Below are 18,085 nucleotides of genomic sequence, written 5' to 3'. Positions count from 1 at the left end.
GGGCCCTGGGACCACGGCGTCGGGAGGAGTACGGCATGAGTGTCCAGGAGGTCGAGGGGGGACGGTTCGTCCGGCAGGCGAACCGGTTCACCGGCCGGATCACCGCCGACGGGTCGAGCGGCCTGCCCGCCGAGCCCGGCCGCTACCGGCTGTTCGTCTCCTACGCGTGCCCGTGGGCGCAGCGCAGCCTGATCGTGCGGCGCCTGCTCGGCCTGGAGGACGCGATCAGCGTCGCCGTCGTCGACCCGATCCGGGACGAGCGGGGCTGGCGGTTCCCCGACCGCGACCCCGTGACCGGGGCGGTGTTCCTCTCCGAGCTCTACCTCGGCACCGACCCGTCCTTCGAGGGCCGCTACACCGTCCCGTGCATCTGGGACACCGAGACGAAGCGGCTGGTCACCAATGACTTCCCGAACATCACCACGATGATGGAGACGGAGTTCACCGCCCACCACCGTCCGCCGGGCGCGCCCGACCTGTACCCGGAGGCGCTCCGCCCCGAGATCGACGAACTGAACGACCTCGTCTACACGACCGTCAACAACGGGGTCTACAAGGCCGGGTTCGCCACCTCCCAGGGCGCGTACGAGGAGGCCGTCGACGCCCTCTTCGCGACCCTCGACCGGCTCGAAGAGCGCCTCGCCGGCCGGCGCTACCTGTTCGGCGACGAGATCACCGAGGCCGACGTCCGGCTCTATCCGACGCTCGCGCGCTTCGACGCCGTCTACTACTCGCACTTCAAGTGCAACGTGCGCCACCTCACGGACTACCCGAACCTGTGGGCCTACGCCCGCGACCTGTACTCGGTTCCCGCGTTCGGGGAGACCACGAACTTCGACCACATCAAACGCCACTACTACGTGACGCAGCGCAACATCAACCCGTCGGGCGTCGTCCCCAAGGGCCCCCTCGTCGACTGGACCGTCCCGCACGGCCGGGACAGCTGACCTCGTCACATCGTTATGCTGGCGAACCTCCAGTAATCCCCATGAGAGGCACGACCCGACCATGCGTAGCCAGTTCTTCGGAAACATGGACCAGGGGCAGCAGCTCCCCGGTCACTTCGCCCTTCAGAACTCCAAGATGCTCCGGATCCACCTCAACGGGGACGTCCTCGCCCGTCAGGGCTCCATGGTGGCCTTTCAGGGCCAGATGGAGTTCGACTACGAGGGCTCCGGCGGCATCGGCAAGTTCATGAAGAAGGCCCTGACCGGCGAGGGCGTCCCGCTGATGCGCGTCAAGGGCCAGGGCCTGCTGTTCGTCGCCAACAACGCCGACGACATCCACCTGTTCTACCTGGAGAACGAGGGCCTCACGGTCAACGGCTCCAACATCCTCGCCTACGACTCGCACCTGCAGTCCGACATCCAGCGCGTCCAGGGCGCGGGCATCGCCGCGGGCGGCCTGTTCAACACCACCCTCACCGGCACCGGCTTCGTCGCCCTGACCACCCACGGCACCCCGGTCATGCTCGACTGCGGCCGTGCCCCCACCTTCGCCGACGGCCAGTCCGCCGTCGCCTGGAGCACCAGCCTCCAGGTCGGCGTGAACCGCACCTTCAAGGCCGGCGCCCTCATCGGCCGCGGCAGCGGTGAGGCCATGCAGCTCGCCTACCAGGGCCAGGGCTTCGTCCTCATCCAGGCCAGCGAAGGCCCGACGGTCGCCCCCCACACCCACTGATCCCGACGCCGAAGGCGGGATCGGCGGAGGACCGCCTTCGCGGGTGACGCGCGTCCAAGGAAATCGGACCTGGTGAACACTGCCGAAGTCACGGTCCTGACTTCGGCATGTTCGGCCATATTGGCGCGGCGCGGGCGCGACGCCCAGCGTGCTGGCTTGGGGGGCGAGCAAGAACGAGTAGCCTTGATGCGTCTTAGAAATTACCTGCGAGCTGCGGAAGAGGGCGATCTCCGCCGTGTCGACAGAGTCGTCGCAAACTAGTGCCGACCCAACGATGACAGACTTCGGTGCCAACGAGTGGCTGGTCGACGAGCTGTACCAGAAGTACCTCGAGGACCCCAGCTCGGTTGACGAGGCTTGGTGGAACTTTTTCGCGGACTACCGGCCGGACAGCCGGCCCGGGTCCGTGACGCCGGCGTCCCCCGGGGCGCCCCAGGCCTCAGCCCAGAGCGCGGCGCCGAACGGCACGGGCGCTCCGCCGACACCACAGCGGCCGGTCGAGCCCCCCAAGGCCTCCGCGCCCGGGGCCAAGGCCGCCCCGAAGGCGGACAAGAAGGCCGCGAAGAAGCCGGCGCCTCCGCCGGTGCCGGCGGGCGCCGAGGAGGTCAGGCTGCGCGGTGTCGCCGCCAGGACGGTCACCAACATGGAGTCCAGCCTGAGCGTGCCGACCGCGACGAGCGTGCGCACCATCCCGGCCAAGTTGCTGATCGACAACCGCATCGTCATCAACAACCACCTGAAGCGCGGGCGCGGCGGCAAGGTCTCGTTCACCCACCTGATCGGGTACGCGATCGTCAAGGCGCTCGCCGCGATGCCGGAGATGAACACCGCCTACACCGAGGTGGACGGCAAGCCGGTGATGATCCGGCCGGAGCACGTCAACTTCGGCCTGGCGATCGACCTGCAGAAGAGCGACGGCTCGCGGCAGCTGGTGGTGCCGAGCATCAAGGCCGCCGACACGCTGGACTTCCGCCAGTTCTGGGCCGCCTACGAGGAGATCGTCCGCAAGGCGCGCGGCAACAAGCTCACCATCGAGGACTACCAGGGCACCACGATCAGCCTGACGAACCCGGGCACGATCGGGACGGTGCACTCGGTGCCGCGGCTGATGGCCGGCCAGGGGACGATCATCGGCGTGGGCTCCATGGAGTACCCGGCCGAGTTCGCGGGCGCGTCCAGCGACACGCTGTCGCGGATGGGGATCAGCAAGGTGATGACGCTGACCTCCACCTACGACCACCGGATCATCCAGGGCGCGCAGTCCGGCGACTTCCTGCGCCGCATCCACGAGTTGCTGCTCGGCGCGGACGGCTTCTACGACGAGATCTTCGAGGCGCTGCGCATCCCGTACGAGCCGGTGCGCTGGGTCAAGGACATCTCCGCGAGCCACGAGGACGACGTCGCCAAGGTCGCCCGGGTGCACGAGCTGATCCACGCCTACCGGGTCCGCGGCCACCTGATGGCCGACACCGACCCGCTGGAGTACAAGCAGCGCCGCCACCCCGACCTGGACATCCTCCGCCACGGCCTGACGCTGTGGGACCTGGAGCGCGAGTTCGCGACGGGCGGGTTCGGCGGCAAGCCGACGATGAAGCTGCGCGAGATCCTCGGCGTGCTGCGCATGGCCTACTGCCGGACGGTCGGCATCGAGTACATGCACATGCAGGACCCGGAGGAGCGGGCCTGGATCCAGGAGCGCGTGGAGGTCCCGCACGACAAGCCGTCGCGCGAGGAGCAGCTGCACGTGCTGCGCCGGCTGAACAGCGCCGAGGCGTTCGAGACGTTCCTGCAGACGAAGTTCGTCGGGCAGAAGCGGTTCTCGCTGGAGGGCGGCGAGTCGGTCATACCGCTGCTGGACTCGGTGATCTCGGCGGCGGCGAAGGACAGCCTGGACGAGGTCGTCATCGGCATGGCGCACCGCGGCCGGCTGAACGTGCTGGCCAACATCGTCGGCAAGTCCTACGGGCAGATCTTCGGCGAGTTCGAGGGCAACCTCGACCCGCGCAGCGCGCAGGGCTCCGGCGACGTGAAGTACCACCTCGGCGCGTCCGGTGACTTCGTCGCCGACGACGGCTCCAAGATCCACTGCGAGCTGGTCGCGAACCCGTCGCACCTGGAGACGGTCGACCCGGTGCTGGAGGGCGTCGTCCGCGCCAAGCAGGACCTCCTCGACGTCGGCGAGGCCGGCTTCAGCGTCCTGCCCGTGCTGCTCCACGGCGACGCCGCGTTCGCGGGGCAGGGCGTGGTGGCCGAGACGCTGAACCTGTCGCAGCTGCGCGGCTACCGCACCGGCGGCACCGTGCACGTGGTGATCAACAACCAGGTGGGCTTCACCACCGCCCCCGAGTACTCGCGTTCCAGCGTCTACTCCACGGACGTGGCCCGGATGATCCAGGCGCCGATCTTCCACGTCAACGGCGACGACCCGGAGGCGTGCGCGCGGGTGGCGCGGCTGGCGTTCGAGTACCGGCAGACGTTCAAGAAGGACGTCGTCATCGACATGGTCTGCTACCGGCGCCGGGGCCACAACGAGGGTGAGAACCCGTCGTTCACCCAGCCGCTGATGTACGACCTGATCGACGCGAAGCGGTCGGTCCGCAAGCTGTACACCGAGGCCCTGATCGGCCGCGGCGACATCACGGTCGAGGAGGCCGAGCAGGCGCTGCGCGACTACCAGGAGCAGCTGGAGCGGGCCTTCACCGAGACCCGCGAGGCCGTGAAGCGGCCCCAGGAGCCGGGTTCGGTCGTGAAGCCGGACGTCGAGGAGCGGATCCCGATCGACCACGGCAAGGCCGGGTCGGCGATCCCCCAGGAGACCGTCAAGCGGATCATCGAGTCGCAGGTCAGCCTGCCGGAGGGCTTCACCCCGCATCCGCGGCTCCAGCCGATCCTGCAGCGCCGCGCCCAGATGATCGAGGACGACGCGATCGACTGGGCGACCGGCGAGCTGCTGGCGATGGGCTCGCTGCTGATCGACGGCCGCCCGGTGCGGCTCGTCGGACAGGACACCCGGCGCGGGACGTTCGGCCAGCGGCACGCGGTGCTGGTGGACCGCAAGACCGGTGAGGAGTACACACCGCTCAAGCAGTTCGGGCAGGGCGTGTCGAAGTTCTACGTCCACGACTCGCTGCTCAGCGAGTACGCGGCGATGGGCTTCGAGTACGGCTACTCGATGACCCGCCCGGACGCGCTGGTCGCGTGGGAGGCCCAGTTCGGCGACTTCGCCAACGGCGCCCAGAGCATCGTGGACGAGTACATCTCGTCCGGTGAGCAGAAGTGGGGCCAGCACTCCGGTGTGGTGCTGCTGCTGCCGCACGGCTACGAGGGGCAGGGGCCCGACCACTCGTCCGCCCGCATCGAGCGCTTCCTGCAGCTGTGCGCGCAGGACAACATGACGGTCGTGTACCCGACGACTCCGGCGAACTACTTCCATCTGCTGCGCTGGCAGGTGCTGTCGGGCCGCAACAAGCCGCTGGTGGTGTTCACGCCGAAGTCGCTGCTGCGGCTGAAGGCGGCCACGTCCCCGGTCGCGGAGATCACCGGCGGCGCGTTCCTGCCGGTGATCCCGGACGCCGATCCGGCGATCGACCCGGCGGGCGTGCGGCGGGTGCTGCTGACCACCGGCAAGATCTACTACGAGGTGATGAAGTCCCGGGAGGCGGCGGGCGCGAACGACACCGCGGTCGTGCGGGTCGAGCGGCTGTACCCGCCGCCGGTGGACGAGATCAAGGCGGAGCTGGCGAAGTACCCGGCGGACGCCGAGGTCGTGTGGGTCCAGGACGAGCCGGCCAACATGGGCGCCTGGCCGTTCATGGCGCTGAAGCTGTCGCACCACATCGAGGGTCTGCGGATGTCGCGGGTGTCGCGCCCGGCGTCCTCGTCCCCGGCGGTGGGTTCGGCGAAGATGCATCAGGCGGAGCAGGAGGCGCTGCTCGCCCGCCTGTTCGGCGAGCAGAGATAGGCGGCCGGGGGGAACCCCGGCATCACGGATCAGAACGACGTAGACCCGAGGGCTCCGGTGCGCTGCGCCGGGGCCTTCGGCGTCCGCGCGCGGAATCGCAGCGGGTGGAATCGCAGAGAGTGGAATCAGGCCATGTACTTCACCGATCGGGGCATCGAGGAGCTGACGGACCGGCGCGGCGAGGAGGAGGTCAGCCTGGCGTGGCTGGCGGAGCGGCTGCGCGAGTTCGTGGACCTCAACCCCGAGTTCGAGACGCCCGTCGACCGGCTGGCCACCTGGCTCGCCCGCCTGGACGACGAGGACGACGATTGACCGTCGCCGTGAACGCGATACATCTTGACTTTTCAAGAACGCGACATATCGTGTTTACTGGTCAGAGGACGCTCGGACGAAGGGGCAGATCCCGATGTCGCGCTGGACGATCGACGAACCGACCACACTCGACTTCGACGGCGCGGTCGCGCTGCGGGCCACCCTGATCGCGGGGAACATCTCGGTGCTCGCCTCCGACGAGCGGCCGTCCATCATCGTCGGCGACGTCGAGGGCCCGCCACTGGTGATCACTCATGAGGCCGGCATGCTCACGATCACCCACGAGAAGCTGTGGGAGGGCGTGCTGACGTGGCTGCGCACGCAGCGATGCCGCGCCTCCATCACCGTGACCGTCCCGCACGACTGCCCGCTCACCCTGAACCTGGTGTCGGCGGACGCCGTCGTGACCGGCATGACGGCCCGCACGTCCATCAAGAGCGCGTCCGGCGACGTCACGCTCGACGAGGTGGCCGGCGCGATCGACGCCAACACCGTCTCCGGCGCGATCGAGGCACAGGGCCTGGACGGGACGGTGTCGTTCACGTCCGTGTCCGGCGACCTGTCCCTGGCCGGCGGGTCCCTCGACCACCTGGCGGCGCGGGCGGTCAGCGGCCGCATCGCCGCCGACGTCAGCCTGACCGGCGACAGCAGGGTCGACGTCAACACCGTCTCCGGCGAGGTCGCGCTGCGCATCCCCGAGTCCGCCGGCGCCCAGGTCACGCTGAACTCGGCCGCCGGGCGGATCGAGACGTCCTTCCCCGAACTCGGCCGGCAGGAGCGGCCCGTGGCGCACAGCGTCGCCGGCAAGCTCGGGGACGGCTCGGGGCGGCTCACGGTCAACACGGTGTCCGGCCCGATCACCCTCCTCGGCCGCGACGACGCCGAACCGGAGATCACCGCACCCCGAACGCAGAAGTGAGGAACCCAACGTGAGCCCCGTTTTCGGCCACGGCAGGCTGCGGCTGTACCTGCTGAAGCTGCTGGAGGAGAGCCCGCGGCACGGCTATGAGGTGATCCGGCTGCTGCAGGACCGGTTCCTCGGGGTCTACTCGCCCTCCCCCGGCACGATCTACCCGCGGCTGGCCCGGCTGGAGTCCGAGGGCCTGGTCACCCATGAGGTGATCAAGGGCAAGAAGGTGTACTCGCTGACCGACAAGGGCCGCGGGGAACTGGAACGCCGGATGGACGAGCTGGCCGATCTGGAGGAGGAGATCGCCGCCTCGGCGCAGGAGTTCGCGCGCGGCGTGCAGGAGGACGTCCGGCAGACCGTCCGGTCGCTGCGCGAGGAGCTCACGCAGGCCGCCCGGACGATGCGCGACGAGGGCAAGGCCACGTCCAAGGAGGCGTGGAAGGAGACCGCCGACCGGCAGAAGGACGAGTGGCGGCGGCTCTGGCGCGATCAGAAGCAGGCGTGGAAGGAGGAGTGGCGGCAGAACTGGGACGAAGCCTGGAAGACGGCGACCGGTTCGCGCGAGGACATCGTCCGGCTCAAGCTGGAGCGCCTGCTCCGCACGTTCGTCGAGGACGTCCGCAAGGCCGCGAAGCACTCCCGCCTCGACGACGACGGCCTCGCCGCCGCCCAGGCGATCCTGGAGGAGGCCCGCGCCCGCCTCAAGGACGAGGTCCTCCACCGGAACGGGCATGGCACCGGCAAGGACGAGCACGCCAAGGACGAGCACGGCGGGCCGTGACCGGGACGCCCCCGGCCACGGCCCGCACCACCCGGCTCAGGGCGTGAAGACGATCTTTCCGAAGAGGTCGCCCTCGGCCATCGCGGCGAAGCCCTCGCGGGCCCGGCTCAGCGGCAGCATCCGGTCGATCGGCGGCCTGGTGCCCGTCTTGACCAGGAACCGCGCCAGCCGCTCCAACTGGTCGCGCGTCCCCATCGTGGAGCCGATCACCTGGAGCTGCAGGAAGAACACCCGGTTCAGCTCCGCCGGCGGCACCTGGCCGCTGGTGGCGCCCGACACCACGATCCTGCCGCCGGGCTTCAGCGACTTCAGCGAATGCGACCAGGTCGCCTGCCCGACGGTCTCGATGACGGCGTCCACCCGCTCGGGGAGCCGCGCGCCCGTCTCCAGCGCCGCGTCCGCCCCGAGCTCCTGCGCCCGCTTGCGCTTGGCCTCGCTGCGGCTGGTCGCGTAGACGCGGTAGCCGGCCGCCGACGCCAGCGCGATCGCGGCGGACGCGACGCCGCCGCCCGCGCCCTGCACCAGGACGGACGCGCCCGGCTGCAGGCCGGCCTTGTCGAACAGCATCCGGTAGGCGGTGAGCCACGCGGTCGGCAGGCAGGCCGCCTCCTCGAACGACAGCTCGGCGGGCTTGGGGACGAGGTTGCGGCGCGGCACCGCGACCTTCTCGGCCAGCGTCCCCGGATGCGTCTCCGAGAGCAGCGACCGCTTCGGGTCGAGGGTCTCGTCGCCGCCGCCCCGCGCGGGGTCGCCGATCACCGAGTGGACGATGACCTCGTTGCCGTCCTCGTCCACCCCGGCCGCGTCGCAGCCGAGGATCATCGGGAGGCTGTCGGCGGACAGCCCGACCCCCTTGAGGGACCACAGGTCGTGGTGGTTGAGCGCGGCGGCCTTCACCGTGACGGTCGTCCAGCCGTCCGGGACCTCGGGTTCTGGCGCCTCCCCCGCCGTCAGCCCGGTCAGCGGATTGTCTGCGTCGATCTGCGTAGCCGTGACAGCGAACATGAACGCACACTAACCGCCCGCCCGGCACCCCGAACGGCCCGCCCCCGGTCCGAGGGGTTGTCCTTGCGTCCCGCAGCGCAGAACGCTCGGCTGGGAAAACCCAGCCGAGCGTCTCGCCAAGCTCGATGAAGCGGAAAGTGCGGCCCGAAGAGCCGTCAACCGGCCCTAAAAGTCCAGTTCCCCGGCCTTGATACGACCGAGAAGGCTCGACAGTGCCTCCCGGCCGACAGCGAGGTGGGGGGTGCGGGGGTTCTTGCTGTCTCGGATACCGACAGAGCCGCCCAGCGAGGCCAGCTCAACGCACTGACCACCTTCCCCGCCGCTGTAGCTGCTCTTGCGCCACTGCGTGGCCTGCTTGTTCATCCACTCTCCATCAACGAACGGATCAGAGCTTCGGAATCGGCCGCTGTCAGGGCTGATTCCCTGATTACTTCGAACCCTACTCCAAGCTCTGTGACCTGCGAGCCCGCCTCCAGTAGGCGACCTCGCCCCCCAACGGACTCCTCGTACCCCATATCGGGATCGCTGTCGAAGGATAGGACGGTAAAACTACTCTCCGGGAAGACCTGGGCATTGGCCGGGATGACGTAGATGGCGATGTTGGGCTCTTGAATGAGCTTCAGCAGGTGAGAGAGCTGCTGCCGGGTGATCTCGGGGTCACCTGCCATCTTCCGGAGGACTCCCTCCTCCAGAAGGACGACGACGTTCGGGGGAACATCCCGTTGCAGGATCTCCTGTCGTTCCATTCGAGTCGACACCAGCTCCTCGACCCTGTCGGGACGCCTGCCGACCTTCACGACGGCTCTGGCGTAGTCCTCGGTTTGGAGTAGGCCCGGGATGTAGTTCTGGTTGTACATCCGGATCTGGGAGGCCCGGGCCTCCTCCTCGACGTACTCCCAGAAGCCGGGCGGGAGACCGGCCTCCTCGGCGATGCGGGGGAGCAACGCCTCGAAGAACTTCTTCATGCCGAACAGTTCGTCCATGGCGGCGGAGAGCTTCACGTTGGGACGGCGCCTCTTGGTCTCCACGAGCCCGATGAACTTCCCCGTGTAATCGACTTTGGCGCCGAGGGCCTCTTGAGAAAGGCTCCTGGCTTCTCGTAGCCGCTTCATATGGAACAGGTAGAGGTCGAGAGCCGATGCCATGGGGTCAATGTCCGGCATGTCCGAACCTCTCTGGCCTGCCTACAGCGGACTGTAGGCGTAGGGGGGCATGCGTAGGCGCAGTTCCCTAGCAGAGGGTAGCCCGGCGCTTGAGGATATGTGTCAGACAGCACAAGGCCACGACGAATTCGGAAGCATCATGCACCCCCAGAGCCACTCGAATCCCCACAAAGACGACTTCGACCTCACTCTGAAACCCGTTCGCGAGTCGGTGAAGATCGCCCGGGATCTGGTCGCCGTGGCCTGGGACCACTGGGGACTGGGGGACGACTTCGTTCCCCGTCTCGTCGCTTCCGAGTTGGTAACGAATGCCATACTCGCCTCCGAAAAGTACGGGGTCACCCAGGACATCCGCTTCCGCTGCCATCTGGAGGGCCGCCGCCCGGTCATCGAGGTCTGCGACAGCATCCCGGAACCGGCCATTCTCATCCCCATGTCGGACCGTTCCGAAAGCGGTCGGGGTCTCCCCCTGGTCGCCGAACTGTGCGCGCGGTGGTGGATGCGCTGGGAAGACGATGACCGGAAAGTCATCGGCGCAGAGCTGACGGTGTCGGCGTGACTCCTGATCTCTGGTCGCCGGCCTGGCCCATCCTGCCTCAAGTTCGGAGAAGGCACATGACACCCGCAGTCCAAGCCCCTGCCCGCAACCCCCGGGAGCTGATCTCCTCTGACCTGTTCGACCGGCTCGTGGGGCGTCTTCGGGACGAGTATCTGTACGTCGCCCGCTTCTACGCCGAGTCAACGGTGGAGCAGATGCTCTGCTTCCTCGCGACGACCGCCGAGTACGACCCGTCCAGCCCGCCCGAGGGCATCGTGCAGGACGAGGAGGAGTTCAACCACCTCACGCCGTCGAAGGAAATCGACGACGCCTTGCACGCTTTCCTGGACCTGACCGCGGACTACCGGGAATTCTGCAAGAAGCTGACGGGCGACCGGTTCATCGACCACGTCCCGGTCACCAACTCATCCATCACCAGCGGCCGGTCGGTCGCCATCACCGTCCGGGCGATGCGCCACTGCGGATGGCCGGTGGACGACCGGTTCTGGGAGACGGGAACGAGCTGCTGCTCGGACATCTGCCAGGGCCGCCTCACCAAACTGTAGGGACATATGAACCGAAGCGACTGGAATGACCGAACGTCCTCATCACCCCCGGAGACGCGGTCTACATCGTGGACTGGGCCTTCGTCAGCCATGGAGCCCCGTGGGTGGAGATGGGACAGATGATCCCCTGGCTGCTGTCGGCCGGGCATACCCCCGCCTCGGCCGAGGAGTGGCTGCACCAGTTCCCCGCCTGGCGGGAGGCAGAACCCGCGTCCATCGACCAGTACGCCCGATCGCACACCGCCGTGTGGACCCGCCGCCACAAGATGATCTCCGCGGAGTGGATCGGCCCCTACCTGGCCGATGTGCGGCGCTGGGCAGAGTACCGAGGAGTCCTGCGATGAGTCAGCAGAACCCCCACACGTCCAATGCCGTTCAGGTACACACCTTCGAGATGCTCACCACACCGGGCGGTGAGCACGTTCAGATCGACTGGCGGATGGTGCCTCTCGTCCAAGCGCTCTGGGACACGGGCATCGGGACCTTCCAATGCTGCGAAGACGTCGGCGCAAGCATCTACGGCGGAGGGTGGCTGTACCCGAAGCCGCGCAGGATCCGCTACGCCGCTTTCTGGGATGGCTTCGCCTGGCTGCAGATGCCCCTTGAAGACGCCGAGCGGCTCGTCGCCCTGGCGGCGGACATCACCGCGGGACAGGGCTGGGAGTGCAGCAGCCCGATCACAGCTCTTGGGCGTCGGCCCGGCGCGGACCCGTACTTTCCCGCCCGGCAAATCGACCAGGTACTCGCCTTGCTCATGACGTGAGGCGGATCCCTGCCGTCCCGAAGTGAGGGTAGGTGGTCTATCGGCTTAGCGAACGGCACAAGACGTGAACCATGGAGGCCCCGCGTGGCGTGGGGCCTCTTCACGTGCACGACAGGAGACCCCGACACATGGGATCGAAGACGACGGAGTTCGATGCTCTCCTCACCCCGGCTGAGGTGGCGATGATGTTCCGCGTGGACGCCAAGACGGTCACGCGGTGGGCGCGGGCGGGGAAGCTCTCCACCGTCCGCACGCTCGGGGGACACCGCCGCTACCGAGAAGCGGAGGTTCGGGCACTGCTCGCGGAAGCCTCGCGGCGGCGAACGGAATAGGCGATGGTGACGAAGGGGCCCCAGATGAAGTGGGGCCCCTTCGCCGTGGAAGAAACCGGAGGGCGATCAGAGAACCTTGGAGAGGAAGTCCTGGGTGCGCCGGTGCTGCGGGTTGGCCAGGATCTCGCGGGGCGTGCCCTTCTCGACCACGACGCCGTCGTCCATGAAGACCAGCGAGTCGCCGACCTCGCGGGCGAATCCCATCTCGTGGGTGACCACGACCATGGTCATGCCGTCGAGGGCGAGCTGCTTCATGACCTCCAGGACCTCGCCGACCAGCTCGGGGTCCAGGGCGGACGTCGGCTCGTCGAACAGCATCAGCGCGGGCTCCATCGCGAGCGCCCGCGCGATCGCCACCCGCTGCTGCTGCCCGCCGGACAGCTGCGACGGGTAGGACTGCGCCTTCTCGCTCAGCCCGACCCGTTCGAGCAGGGTGATCGCCTGCTGCCGGACCTGGTCCCTCGGCAGCCCCTTGACCCAGATCGGCGCCCCCATGACGTTCTCCAGCGCCGTCCTGTGGGGGAAGAGGTTGAAGCGCTGGAACACCATGCCGATCTCGCGGCGCTGCGCGGCGACCTCCTTGTCGCGCAGTTCGTAGAGCTTGCCGCCCTGCTGCCGGTAGCCGACCAGGTGGCCGTTCACCCACAGCCGCCCGGCGTTGATCTTCTCCAGGTGGTTGATGCAGCGCAGGAAGGTGGACTTGCCCGACCCGGACGGGCCGACGACGCACATCACCTCGCCCTGCCGGACCTCCAGGTCGATGCCCTTCAGCACCTCCAGCCGGCCGAACGACTTGTGCACCCGCTCGGCCTTGACCATCAGGCCGCCGCTCTCGGCCGCGGGAGGCCGCTTGGCGAGGGGGTCGCTCACCTTGTCGTCACCCACGATGTCGTCACCTCCGCTCATTGGCCGCCGCCTCCGCCCCGGAAGCGGATCCGGTGCCCGCGCGGCGTCGTTCCCTTGCCGACTCCCCGGCTGAAGTAGCGCTCAAGGTAGTACTGGCCGATCATCAGGACCGAGGAGAGCAGCAGGTACCACAGGCACGCCATCACCAGCATCGGGATGATCTTGTAGGTGCTGGCGTAGATGGTCTGCGCGGTGAAGGTCAGCTCGGAGAACGGGATGGCGGCCACCAGCGAGGTGTTCTTCATCATGGAGAGCACTTCGTTGCCGGTCGGCGGGACGATGACCCGCATCGCCTGCGGCAGCACGATCCGGCCCATGGTCTGCATCCGGGACATGCCGAGGGCGCTCGCCGCCTCCTGCTGGCCCTCGTCCACCGACAGGATCCCGGCCCGGACGATCTCGGCCATGTAGGCGGCCTCGTTGAGGATCAGTCCGAGCCCCGCCGCGAGCATCGGGGTGACCAGCGCCTGCGTCTCCCAGGTGTGGAACTCCGGTCCGAACGGGATGCCGATGCCGACCGTCGGGAACAGCGAGCCGATCGCGCCCCAGATGAGCAGCTGCGTGTAGAGCGGCGTGCCGCGGAAGAACCACAGGTAACCCCAGGCCGCACCGCTCAGCAGCGGGTTGGCCGACAACCGCATCAGGGCGAGGACGGTGCCGAGCAGCATGCCGCCCACCATCGCGGCGACGGTCAGCGCGATGGTGCGCCAGACGCCCTTGAGCACCGCTTCGGAGGTGATGTACTTGCGCTGCTCCGGCCAGTCCAGCGCATCACTGGTCACCAGGAAGTGGACGAACATCGCGATCAGCACGACCACGACCGCCGCCGCGACCCAGCGGCCGGGATGCCGGACGGGGACGGCCCGAATCGCTTCGGGCCGCCCCTTCTCGACGTCGACCGTCATGCGATCAGCTCTGTGCGGCGTTGATCGCCGGTTCGGTGATCGCGCCGCTCTCCACGCCGTACTCCGTCAGAATCTTCTTGTAGGTGCCGTCGGCGATGAGCGCCTTCACCGCGCCCAGCACGGCGTCCTTGAACTGGCCGGAGTTCTTGCCGAAGGTGTAGCCGTACGGCGCGGTGTCGTAGACCTCGCCGATGATCTCCAGCTTGCCGGTCTTCTTGACCGCGTCACCGATGATCGGCGAGTCTGCGGCCATCGCGTCCACCTTGCCGGCGACCAGGTCGTTGTTGACCTCGGTCTGCTGCTTGCGGACGACCTGCTTGATGGCCGGCTTGCCGGCGTCCGTGCACTCCTTGCTCTTCGCCGTGAGGTCCTCGACCTGCACGGTGCCCTGCTGAACGCCGATGCTCTTGCCGCAGGCGTCCTCGGGGTTGACGCCCTTGGGGTTGCCCTTGAGCGCCGCCCAGGCCGTCCCGGCCGAGTAGTAGGTGACGAAGTCGACGGCCTGCTCGCGCTCCTTGGTGTCGGTGAACGAGGAGATGCCGGCCTCGTACTTGCCCGACTGGACACCGGGGATGATCGTGTCGAAGCCGGCGTTGTTGTACTGGGTCTTCAGGCCGAGCTTGGCCGCGACGGCGTCGAAGAGCTCGATGTCCCAGCCGACGATCTTCTGGGTGGCCGGGTCGACGGACTCGTTCGGCGGGTAGGACGCGTCCGTGCCGATGACGATCTTGCCATCGCTCTTGATCGCGTCCGGGACCATGGCCGCCAGCTTCGCGTCCGCGCTCGTGTTCGAGCCGGAGTCGCCGGAGTCTCCCGAGTCGTTACTGTCGCCACATGCGGACAGGGCGAGTGCGCCCGTCAGCACGAGCGCGCTCGCCGCGACGGCGCGACGGCGCAGAGAACCGATGCTCATGGTCCCCCTCCAAGTGGTTGCGTTCGGATCCGTACAGATCCGAAGGTCAGGTGCATATTTTGGCGTACAACCTCCCTGATCTGGATAAAGGGTCCGAAACAATCACGCAACGACGGAGCGCCGGAACCGTACGCCACCCCCGTCCCGCGTGTACCCTCTGCGACCGGCCTGCCACATGTGGCGACCGTCCCCAGCCCCCACGTGACGGTCACCACCACCCCGGCCGCCGGGTCGGCGGGGGGCGGTATGAGAGAATCGCACAACGGGTGACCCCCGTACGTCGCGAGATGACCTCCAGGTGACCGGCCACCACGCCTCCACCACCGCGGCGGCATCGCAAGAAAGCCAACTTTCACTGACAGGGGTCGCTGTGGCTGCTGAGCCCATTCCCACCGAACCATCCTCGCTCGACGATGATCCGGCCTTCTCGCTGCACCGCGGCGGCAAGCTGGAAATGCGGTCGACCATTCCGGTCCGCAACAAGGACGATCTTTCGCTGGCCTACACGCCGGGCGTCGCCCGGGTGTGCACCGCGATCGCCGACCGCCCCGAACTGGCCTACGACTACACCTGGACGTCCAGGGTCGTCGCCGTCATCACCGACGGCACCGCCGTGCTCGGCCTCGGCGACATCGGGCCGGCCGCGTCCATGCCGGTCATGGAGGGCAAGTCCCTGCTGTTCAAGGAGTTCGCCGACGTCGACTCCGTGCCGATCGCGCTGAACTGCACGGGCGTGGACGAGATCGTCGACACCGTGATCCGGATGGCGCCGAGCTTCGGCGGCATCAACCTGGAGGACATCAGCGCCCCCCGCTGCTTCGAGATCGAGGACCGGCTCCGCGCCGCGCTCGACATCCCCGTCTTCCACGACGACCAGCACGGCACCGCGATCGTGGCGCTCGCCGCCCTCAAGAACGCGGCCCGCCTGGTCGGCAAGCCGCTGTCGGAGCTGCGCGCGGTCGTCGCCGGCGCGGGCGCGTCCGGCATCGCCGTCTCCAAGATGCTGATCGAGGGCGGCATCGGCGACATAGCGCTGTCGGACAGCAAGGGCCTCATCTACGAGGGCCGGGACGGGCTGAACCCGGTCAAGACGCAGATCGCCGCGATCACCAACCGGTCGCACCTCAAGGGCTCCACGGAGGAGGCGCTGCGCGGCGCCGACGTCTTCATCGGCCTGTCCGGCGGCACCGTCCACGAGTCGTGCGTCGCCACGATGTCGGAGAACGCGATCGTCTTCGCGCTGTCCAACCCCACCCCCGAGGTGCACCCCGAGGTGGCGCGGCGGCACGCCAAGGTCGTGGCGACCGGCCGCAGCGACTACCCGAACCAGATCAACAACGTGCTGGCGTTCCCGGGCATCTTCCGCGGCGCGCTGGACGTCCGGGCGCGCTCGATCACCGAGGGCATGAAGCTGGCCGCGGCCAACGCGCTCGCCGACATCGTCGGCGAGGACCTCACCGCCGACTACGTCATCCCCGGCCCGTTCGACGACCGCGTCGCCCCGGCCGTCACCCGTGCGGTGGCCGAGCAGGCCCGCACGGAGGGCGTCAACCGGATCTGATCCGGGCCGCATTCCCGATCTTGCATTGCGGACGGCCCGCGTTCCCGCCGTGGAACGCGGGCCGCGCCGATGATCGCGAATTCGTTCGGTTTCGTTTCGCCGGCATCCCCTGGTCACGGCCCCTTTTCCCAAGAATCCGTGTATTTTCCGCCACGGGGGAATAACACCTGGCCAGTTCGTCCGATCAGGTCGAGTCCGTCAGGGAGCGAAAGTGAACCTCGCCTCGTACGCAGACTTGGCGATCGATCTCGTGAACACGCAGCGCGACCGGGAGGACGACCTGCGTGATCTCGAAGGGCTGCGGGCCCTGCTGGTGCACCGGCCGCATCTCGGGGGGCGGATCGCGCACCGCGATCTCGACGCCATGCGCGAACTCCGCGCGCAACTCCGCGCGATCTTCGACTCCGCCGCACGCGGGGACGAGGACGACGCCGTGGACCGCCTCAACACCCTGCTGATCCATCATCCGGTCCATCCGAAGGTCTCCCGCCACGACGGCCAGGACTGGCATCTGCACTTCAACGAGGCCGGGTCGATACCCGACCGTTATGCGGCCCGTGCGGCGATGGGCCTCGCGGCGAAGATCGCGTCCCGGGGCATCGACCGGCTCGGGCTGTGCAAGGCGGACGGCTGCGAGCAGGTGTTCTTCGACACGACCGCGAACCGCTCGCGCCGCTACTGTTCCGACCGCTGCGCCGGCCGGCCGAGCGTGACCGCCGCCTGCGACCCGAGTGCGCCCCGCGTGACCATCCCGGCGCGCGAGGGCGGCCAGTAGCGGGCGACGACCCGCCCGACCACCAGTGCGTCGGGCACGGCACCGAAGTCCCAGCTGTCGCGGCGGCCCGGGGCGCCCTGGTTGTCGCTCTCCAGCCACCATCCGTCCCCCGACCGGTGGCCGGCGCGTTTGACGATGAGGAGCCCGGGACGCTCCGGATGCCGCGCGACGACGATGTCGCCCGGCACGAGACAGGCCCCGGCGCGCACGAGCAGCCAGTCCCCCGGCCGCAGCCCGGGCAGCATCGAGTCGCCGGCGACCTCGACGGCCGGCAGCCGCCGCAGCGCGACCACCGCGGCCACCGCCGCGGCGGTCAGTCCCCACACCACCGGGCCCCACACCACCGGGCCCCACACCACCGGGCGCACCCGCATGATCCTCCTCGTCGGCCCGCATAGATCGGCGGGCGGCGGTCATGAACACTGCTGGAAGGGTTCCGGACCGCGCCGCGGCCCGGGTCTTAGGGCGAAATACCGAGCGCCCTGGCCGGACGTGCCCGGGAGCACAAGGGTAATGTCGGTGCCCTGACCATGATCCGCAACGAGGGAAGGGATTCGCAGGTGTTGCTCAAGCTTCTGCGCCCGAAGACGACGGTCTCCGCGCACTGCGACCTGCCGTGTGGCGTCTACGACCCGGCGCAGGCCCGGATCGAGGCCGAGTCGGTCAAGGCGATCACTGAGAAGTACGCCGCCAACGAGGACCCCGAGTTCCGCGCCCGGGCGATCCTGATCAAGGAGCAGCGCTCGGAGCTGGTCAAGCACCACCTGTGGGTGCTCTGGACGGACTACTTCAAGCCGCCGCACTTCGAGAAGTACCCGCAGCTCCACCAGCTGTTCAACGAGGCCACCAAGCTCGCCGGCGGTGGCGGCGGCACCAAGGCCACCATGGACACCAAGGTCGCCGACGACCTGCTCGCGAAGATCTCCGAGATCAGCGACATCTTCTGGGAGACCAAGAAGGGCTGACCGGCCCGGACTATGAGGCCCAGCCCGGGACCGGGCTGGGCCTTGTTCA

General features: G+C 68.4%; 21 protein-coding genes. 14 read left to right on the top strand and 7 right to left on the bottom strand.

Going from position 1 to position 18,085, the window contains the following annotated elements; genetic code table 11:
- Window positions 1-35: 35 nt before the first annotated feature.
- From ACGFIS_RS28330 to ACGFIS_RS28305, 6 genes are all read left to right on the top strand, one after another.
- Window positions 36-947 (top strand): glutathione S-transferase family protein, encoded by a 912-nt coding sequence (locus ACGFIS_RS28330; protein ID WP_392901204.1) that lies wholly within the window; start codon window positions 36-38, stop codon window positions 945-947.
- Between the two features lie 61 nt (window positions 948-1,008).
- Window positions 1,009-1,680 carry an AIM24 family protein gene (locus ACGFIS_RS28325; RefSeq protein ID WP_392901202.1) on the top strand — a complete coding sequence of 224 codons (672 nt, stop codon included), beginning with the start codon at window positions 1,009-1,011 and terminating at the stop codon, window positions 1,678-1,680.
- 235 nt (window positions 1,681-1,915) lie between these two features.
- Window positions 1,916-5,641 (top strand): multifunctional oxoglutarate decarboxylase/oxoglutarate dehydrogenase thiamine pyrophosphate-binding subunit/dihydrolipoyllysine-residue succinyltransferase subunit, encoded by a 3,726-nt coding sequence (locus ACGFIS_RS28320; protein WP_392973156.1) that lies wholly within the window; start codon window positions 1,916-1,918, stop codon window positions 5,639-5,641.
- Window positions 5,642-5,773: 132 nt separating this feature from the next.
- The gene (locus tag ACGFIS_RS28315) at window positions 5,774-5,953 is read left to right on the top strand and encodes a DUF6104 family protein (protein ID WP_392901197.1); all 180 of its coding nucleotides are present in this window, start codon (window positions 5,774-5,776) and stop codon (window positions 5,951-5,953) included.
- Window positions 5,954-6,047: 94 nt separating this feature from the next.
- Window positions 6,048-6,872 carry a DUF4097 domain-containing protein gene (locus ACGFIS_RS28310; protein WP_392901195.1) on the top strand — a complete coding sequence of 275 codons (825 nt, stop codon included), beginning with the start codon at window positions 6,048-6,050 and terminating at the stop codon, window positions 6,870-6,872.
- A 10-nt stretch (window positions 6,873-6,882) separates the two neighbouring features.
- Window positions 6,883-7,644 (top strand): PadR family transcriptional regulator, encoded by a 762-nt coding sequence (locus tag ACGFIS_RS28305; protein WP_392901193.1) that lies wholly within the window; start codon window positions 6,883-6,885, stop codon window positions 7,642-7,644.
- 36 nt (window positions 7,645-7,680) lie between these two features.
- Here ACGFIS_RS28305 and ACGFIS_RS28300 read toward each other — a convergent pair whose 3' ends face one another.
- The 3 genes from ACGFIS_RS28300 to ACGFIS_RS28290 form a co-directional block, all read right to left on the bottom strand.
- Window positions 7,681-8,649: a zinc-binding dehydrogenase gene (locus tag ACGFIS_RS28300; protein ID WP_392973154.1), complete on the bottom strand. Its 969-nt coding sequence runs from the start codon at window positions 8,647-8,649 to the stop codon at window positions 7,681-7,683.
- A gap of 165 nt (window positions 8,650-8,814) precedes the next feature.
- On the bottom strand, window positions 8,815-9,012 hold the full coding sequence (locus ACGFIS_RS28295; RefSeq protein ID WP_392901189.1) for a DUF397 domain-containing protein: 198 nt from the start codon (window positions 9,010-9,012) through the stop codon (window positions 8,815-8,817).
- Complete coding sequence (locus ACGFIS_RS28290; protein ID WP_392901187.1) at window positions 9,009-9,812, bottom strand: Scr1 family TA system antitoxin-like transcriptional regulator; 804 nt, start codon at window positions 9,810-9,812, stop codon at window positions 9,009-9,011. The genes ACGFIS_RS28295 and ACGFIS_RS28290 overlap by 4 nt, the downstream gene beginning before the upstream one ends.
- Window positions 9,813-9,951: 139 nt before the next feature.
- Here ACGFIS_RS28290 and ACGFIS_RS28285 point away from each other — a divergent pair, with 139 nt between their 5' ends.
- The 5 genes from ACGFIS_RS28285 to ACGFIS_RS28265 all read left to right on the top strand — a co-directional run bounded on the left by ACGFIS_RS28285 (window position 9,952) and on the right by ACGFIS_RS28265 (window position 12,011).
- Complete coding sequence (locus ACGFIS_RS28285) at window positions 9,952-10,371, top strand: ATP-binding protein (RefSeq protein ID WP_392901185.1); 420 nt, start codon at window positions 9,952-9,954, stop codon at window positions 10,369-10,371.
- Between the two features lie 56 nt (window positions 10,372-10,427).
- Window positions 10,428-10,916, top strand: coding sequence for a hypothetical protein (locus ACGFIS_RS28280; RefSeq protein WP_392901183.1), 489 nt, complete (start codon window positions 10,428-10,430; stop codon window positions 10,914-10,916).
- A gap of 104 nt (window positions 10,917-11,020) precedes the next feature.
- Entirely contained in the window at window positions 11,021-11,260 is a 240-nt protein-coding gene (locus ACGFIS_RS28275; RefSeq protein ID WP_392901181.1) for a hypothetical protein, read from the top strand.
- Entirely contained in the window at window positions 11,257-11,679 is a 423-nt protein-coding gene (locus ACGFIS_RS28270) for a hypothetical protein (RefSeq protein WP_392973152.1), read from the top strand. The genes ACGFIS_RS28275 and ACGFIS_RS28270 overlap by 4 nt, the downstream gene beginning before the upstream one ends.
- 128 nt (window positions 11,680-11,807) lie before the next feature.
- Entirely contained in the window at window positions 11,808-12,011 is a 204-nt protein-coding gene (locus tag ACGFIS_RS28265) for a BldC family transcriptional regulator (protein ID WP_392901177.1), read from the top strand.
- 66 nt (window positions 12,012-12,077) lie between these two features.
- Here ACGFIS_RS28265 and ACGFIS_RS28260 read toward each other — a convergent pair whose 3' ends face one another.
- The 3 genes from ACGFIS_RS28260 to ACGFIS_RS28250 all read right to left on the bottom strand — a co-directional run bounded on the left by ACGFIS_RS28260 (window position 12,078) and on the right by ACGFIS_RS28250 (window position 14,735).
- The gene (locus ACGFIS_RS28260) at window positions 12,078-12,830 is read right to left on the bottom strand and encodes an amino acid ABC transporter ATP-binding protein (RefSeq protein ID WP_392901451.1); all 753 of its coding nucleotides are present in this window, start codon (window positions 12,828-12,830) and stop codon (window positions 12,078-12,080) included.
- Window positions 12,831-12,913: 83 nt separating this feature from the next.
- Complete coding sequence (locus tag ACGFIS_RS28255; RefSeq protein ID WP_392901174.1) at window positions 12,914-13,822, bottom strand: amino acid ABC transporter permease; 909 nt, start codon at window positions 13,820-13,822, stop codon at window positions 12,914-12,916.
- Between the two features lie 4 nt (window positions 13,823-13,826).
- Window positions 13,827-14,735, bottom strand: coding sequence for an ABC transporter substrate-binding protein (locus ACGFIS_RS28250; protein ID WP_392901172.1), 909 nt, complete (start codon window positions 14,733-14,735; stop codon window positions 13,827-13,829).
- 370 nt (window positions 14,736-15,105) lie between these two features.
- Between ACGFIS_RS28250 and ACGFIS_RS28245 the strand changes: the two genes are divergently transcribed.
- Both ACGFIS_RS28245 and ACGFIS_RS28240 read left to right on the top strand, forming a co-directional pair.
- Window positions 15,106-16,296, top strand: a complete 1,191-nt coding sequence (locus tag ACGFIS_RS28245) for an NADP-dependent malic enzyme (RefSeq protein ID WP_392901170.1) — start codon at window positions 15,106-15,108, stop codon at window positions 16,294-16,296.
- Window positions 16,297-16,507: 211 nt separating this feature from the next.
- Window positions 16,508-17,071: a CGNR zinc finger domain-containing protein gene (locus ACGFIS_RS28240; RefSeq protein ID WP_392973150.1), complete on the top strand. Its 564-nt coding sequence runs from the start codon at window positions 16,508-16,510 to the stop codon at window positions 17,069-17,071.
- Here the strand turns inward: ACGFIS_RS28240 and ACGFIS_RS28235 are convergent.
- On the bottom strand, window positions 16,972-17,445 hold the full coding sequence (locus ACGFIS_RS28235; protein ID WP_392901166.1) for a S24 family peptidase: 474 nt from the start codon (window positions 17,443-17,445) through the stop codon (window positions 16,972-16,974). The two genes, ACGFIS_RS28240 and ACGFIS_RS28235, sit on opposite strands and share 100 nt — an antisense overlap.
- A gap of 156 nt (window positions 17,446-17,601) precedes the next feature.
- Between ACGFIS_RS28235 and sodN the strand changes: the two genes are divergently transcribed.
- Window positions 17,602-18,036: a superoxide dismutase, Ni gene (gene sodN, locus ACGFIS_RS28230; protein WP_392901164.1), complete on the top strand. Its 435-nt coding sequence runs from the start codon at window positions 17,602-17,604 to the stop codon at window positions 18,034-18,036.
- The last annotated feature ends 49 nt before the right edge of the window (window positions 18,037-18,085 follow it).

It is taken from the genome of Spirillospora sp. NPDC048824, from assembly GCF_043198455.1.
Lineage (GTDB): Bacteria > Actinomycetota > Actinomycetes > Streptosporangiales > Streptosporangiaceae > Spirillospora.
Note: the sequence above shows the minus strand (reverse complement) of the source record. Positions and strands in the feature narration are given on the sequence as shown.

Excerpts from the sequence above, each read along its gene's own strand:
- sodN (WP_392901164.1), top strand. The coding sequence starts at position 17,602 with ATGATCCGCAACGAGGGAAGGGATTCGCAGGTGTTGCTCAAGCTTCTG.
- ACGFIS_RS28250 (WP_392901172.1), bottom strand. The coding sequence starts at position 14,735 with ATGAGCATCGGTTCTCTGCGCCGTCGCGCCGTCGCGGCGAGCGCGCTC.
- ACGFIS_RS28315 (WP_392901197.1), top strand. The coding sequence starts at position 5,774 with ATGTACTTCACCGATCGGGGCATCGAGGAGCTGACGGACCGGCGCGGC.
- ACGFIS_RS28285 (WP_392901185.1), top strand. The coding sequence starts at position 9,952 with ATGCACCCCCAGAGCCACTCGAATCCCCACAAAGACGACTTCGACCTC.
- ACGFIS_RS28310 (WP_392901195.1), top strand. The coding sequence starts at position 6,048 with ATGTCGCGCTGGACGATCGACGAACCGACCACACTCGACTTCGACGGC.
- ACGFIS_RS28265 (WP_392901177.1), top strand. The coding sequence starts at position 11,808 with ATGGGATCGAAGACGACGGAGTTCGATGCTCTCCTCACCCCGGCTGAG.
- ACGFIS_RS28300 (WP_392973154.1), bottom strand. The coding sequence starts at position 8,649 with ATGTTCGCTGTCACGGCTACGCAGATCGACGCAGACAATCCGCTGACC.
- ACGFIS_RS28260 (WP_392901451.1), bottom strand. The coding sequence starts at position 12,830 with ATGGTCAAGGCCGAGCGGGTGCACAAGTCGTTCGGCCGGCTGGAGGTG.
- ACGFIS_RS28325 (WP_392901202.1), top strand. The coding sequence starts at position 1,009 with ATGCGTAGCCAGTTCTTCGGAAACATGGACCAGGGGCAGCAGCTCCCC.
- ACGFIS_RS28295 (WP_392901189.1), bottom strand. The coding sequence starts at position 9,012 with ATGAACAAGCAGGCCACGCAGTGGCGCAAGAGCAGCTACAGCGGCGGG.
- ACGFIS_RS28255 (WP_392901174.1), bottom strand. The coding sequence starts at position 13,822 with ATGACGGTCGACGTCGAGAAGGGGCGGCCCGAAGCGATTCGGGCCGTC.
- ACGFIS_RS28290 (WP_392901187.1), bottom strand. The coding sequence starts at position 9,812 with ATGCCGGACATTGACCCCATGGCATCGGCTCTCGACCTCTACCTGTTC.
- ACGFIS_RS28330 (WP_392901204.1), top strand. The coding sequence starts at position 36 with ATGAGTGTCCAGGAGGTCGAGGGGGGACGGTTCGTCCGGCAGGCGAAC.
- ACGFIS_RS28280 (WP_392901183.1), top strand. The coding sequence starts at position 10,428 with ATGACACCCGCAGTCCAAGCCCCTGCCCGCAACCCCCGGGAGCTGATC.
- ACGFIS_RS28270 (WP_392973152.1), top strand. The coding sequence starts at position 11,257 with ATGAGTCAGCAGAACCCCCACACGTCCAATGCCGTTCAGGTACACACC.
- ACGFIS_RS28235 (WP_392901166.1), bottom strand. The coding sequence starts at position 17,445 with ATGCGGGTGCGCCCGGTGGTGTGGGGCCCGGTGGTGTGGGGCCCGGTG.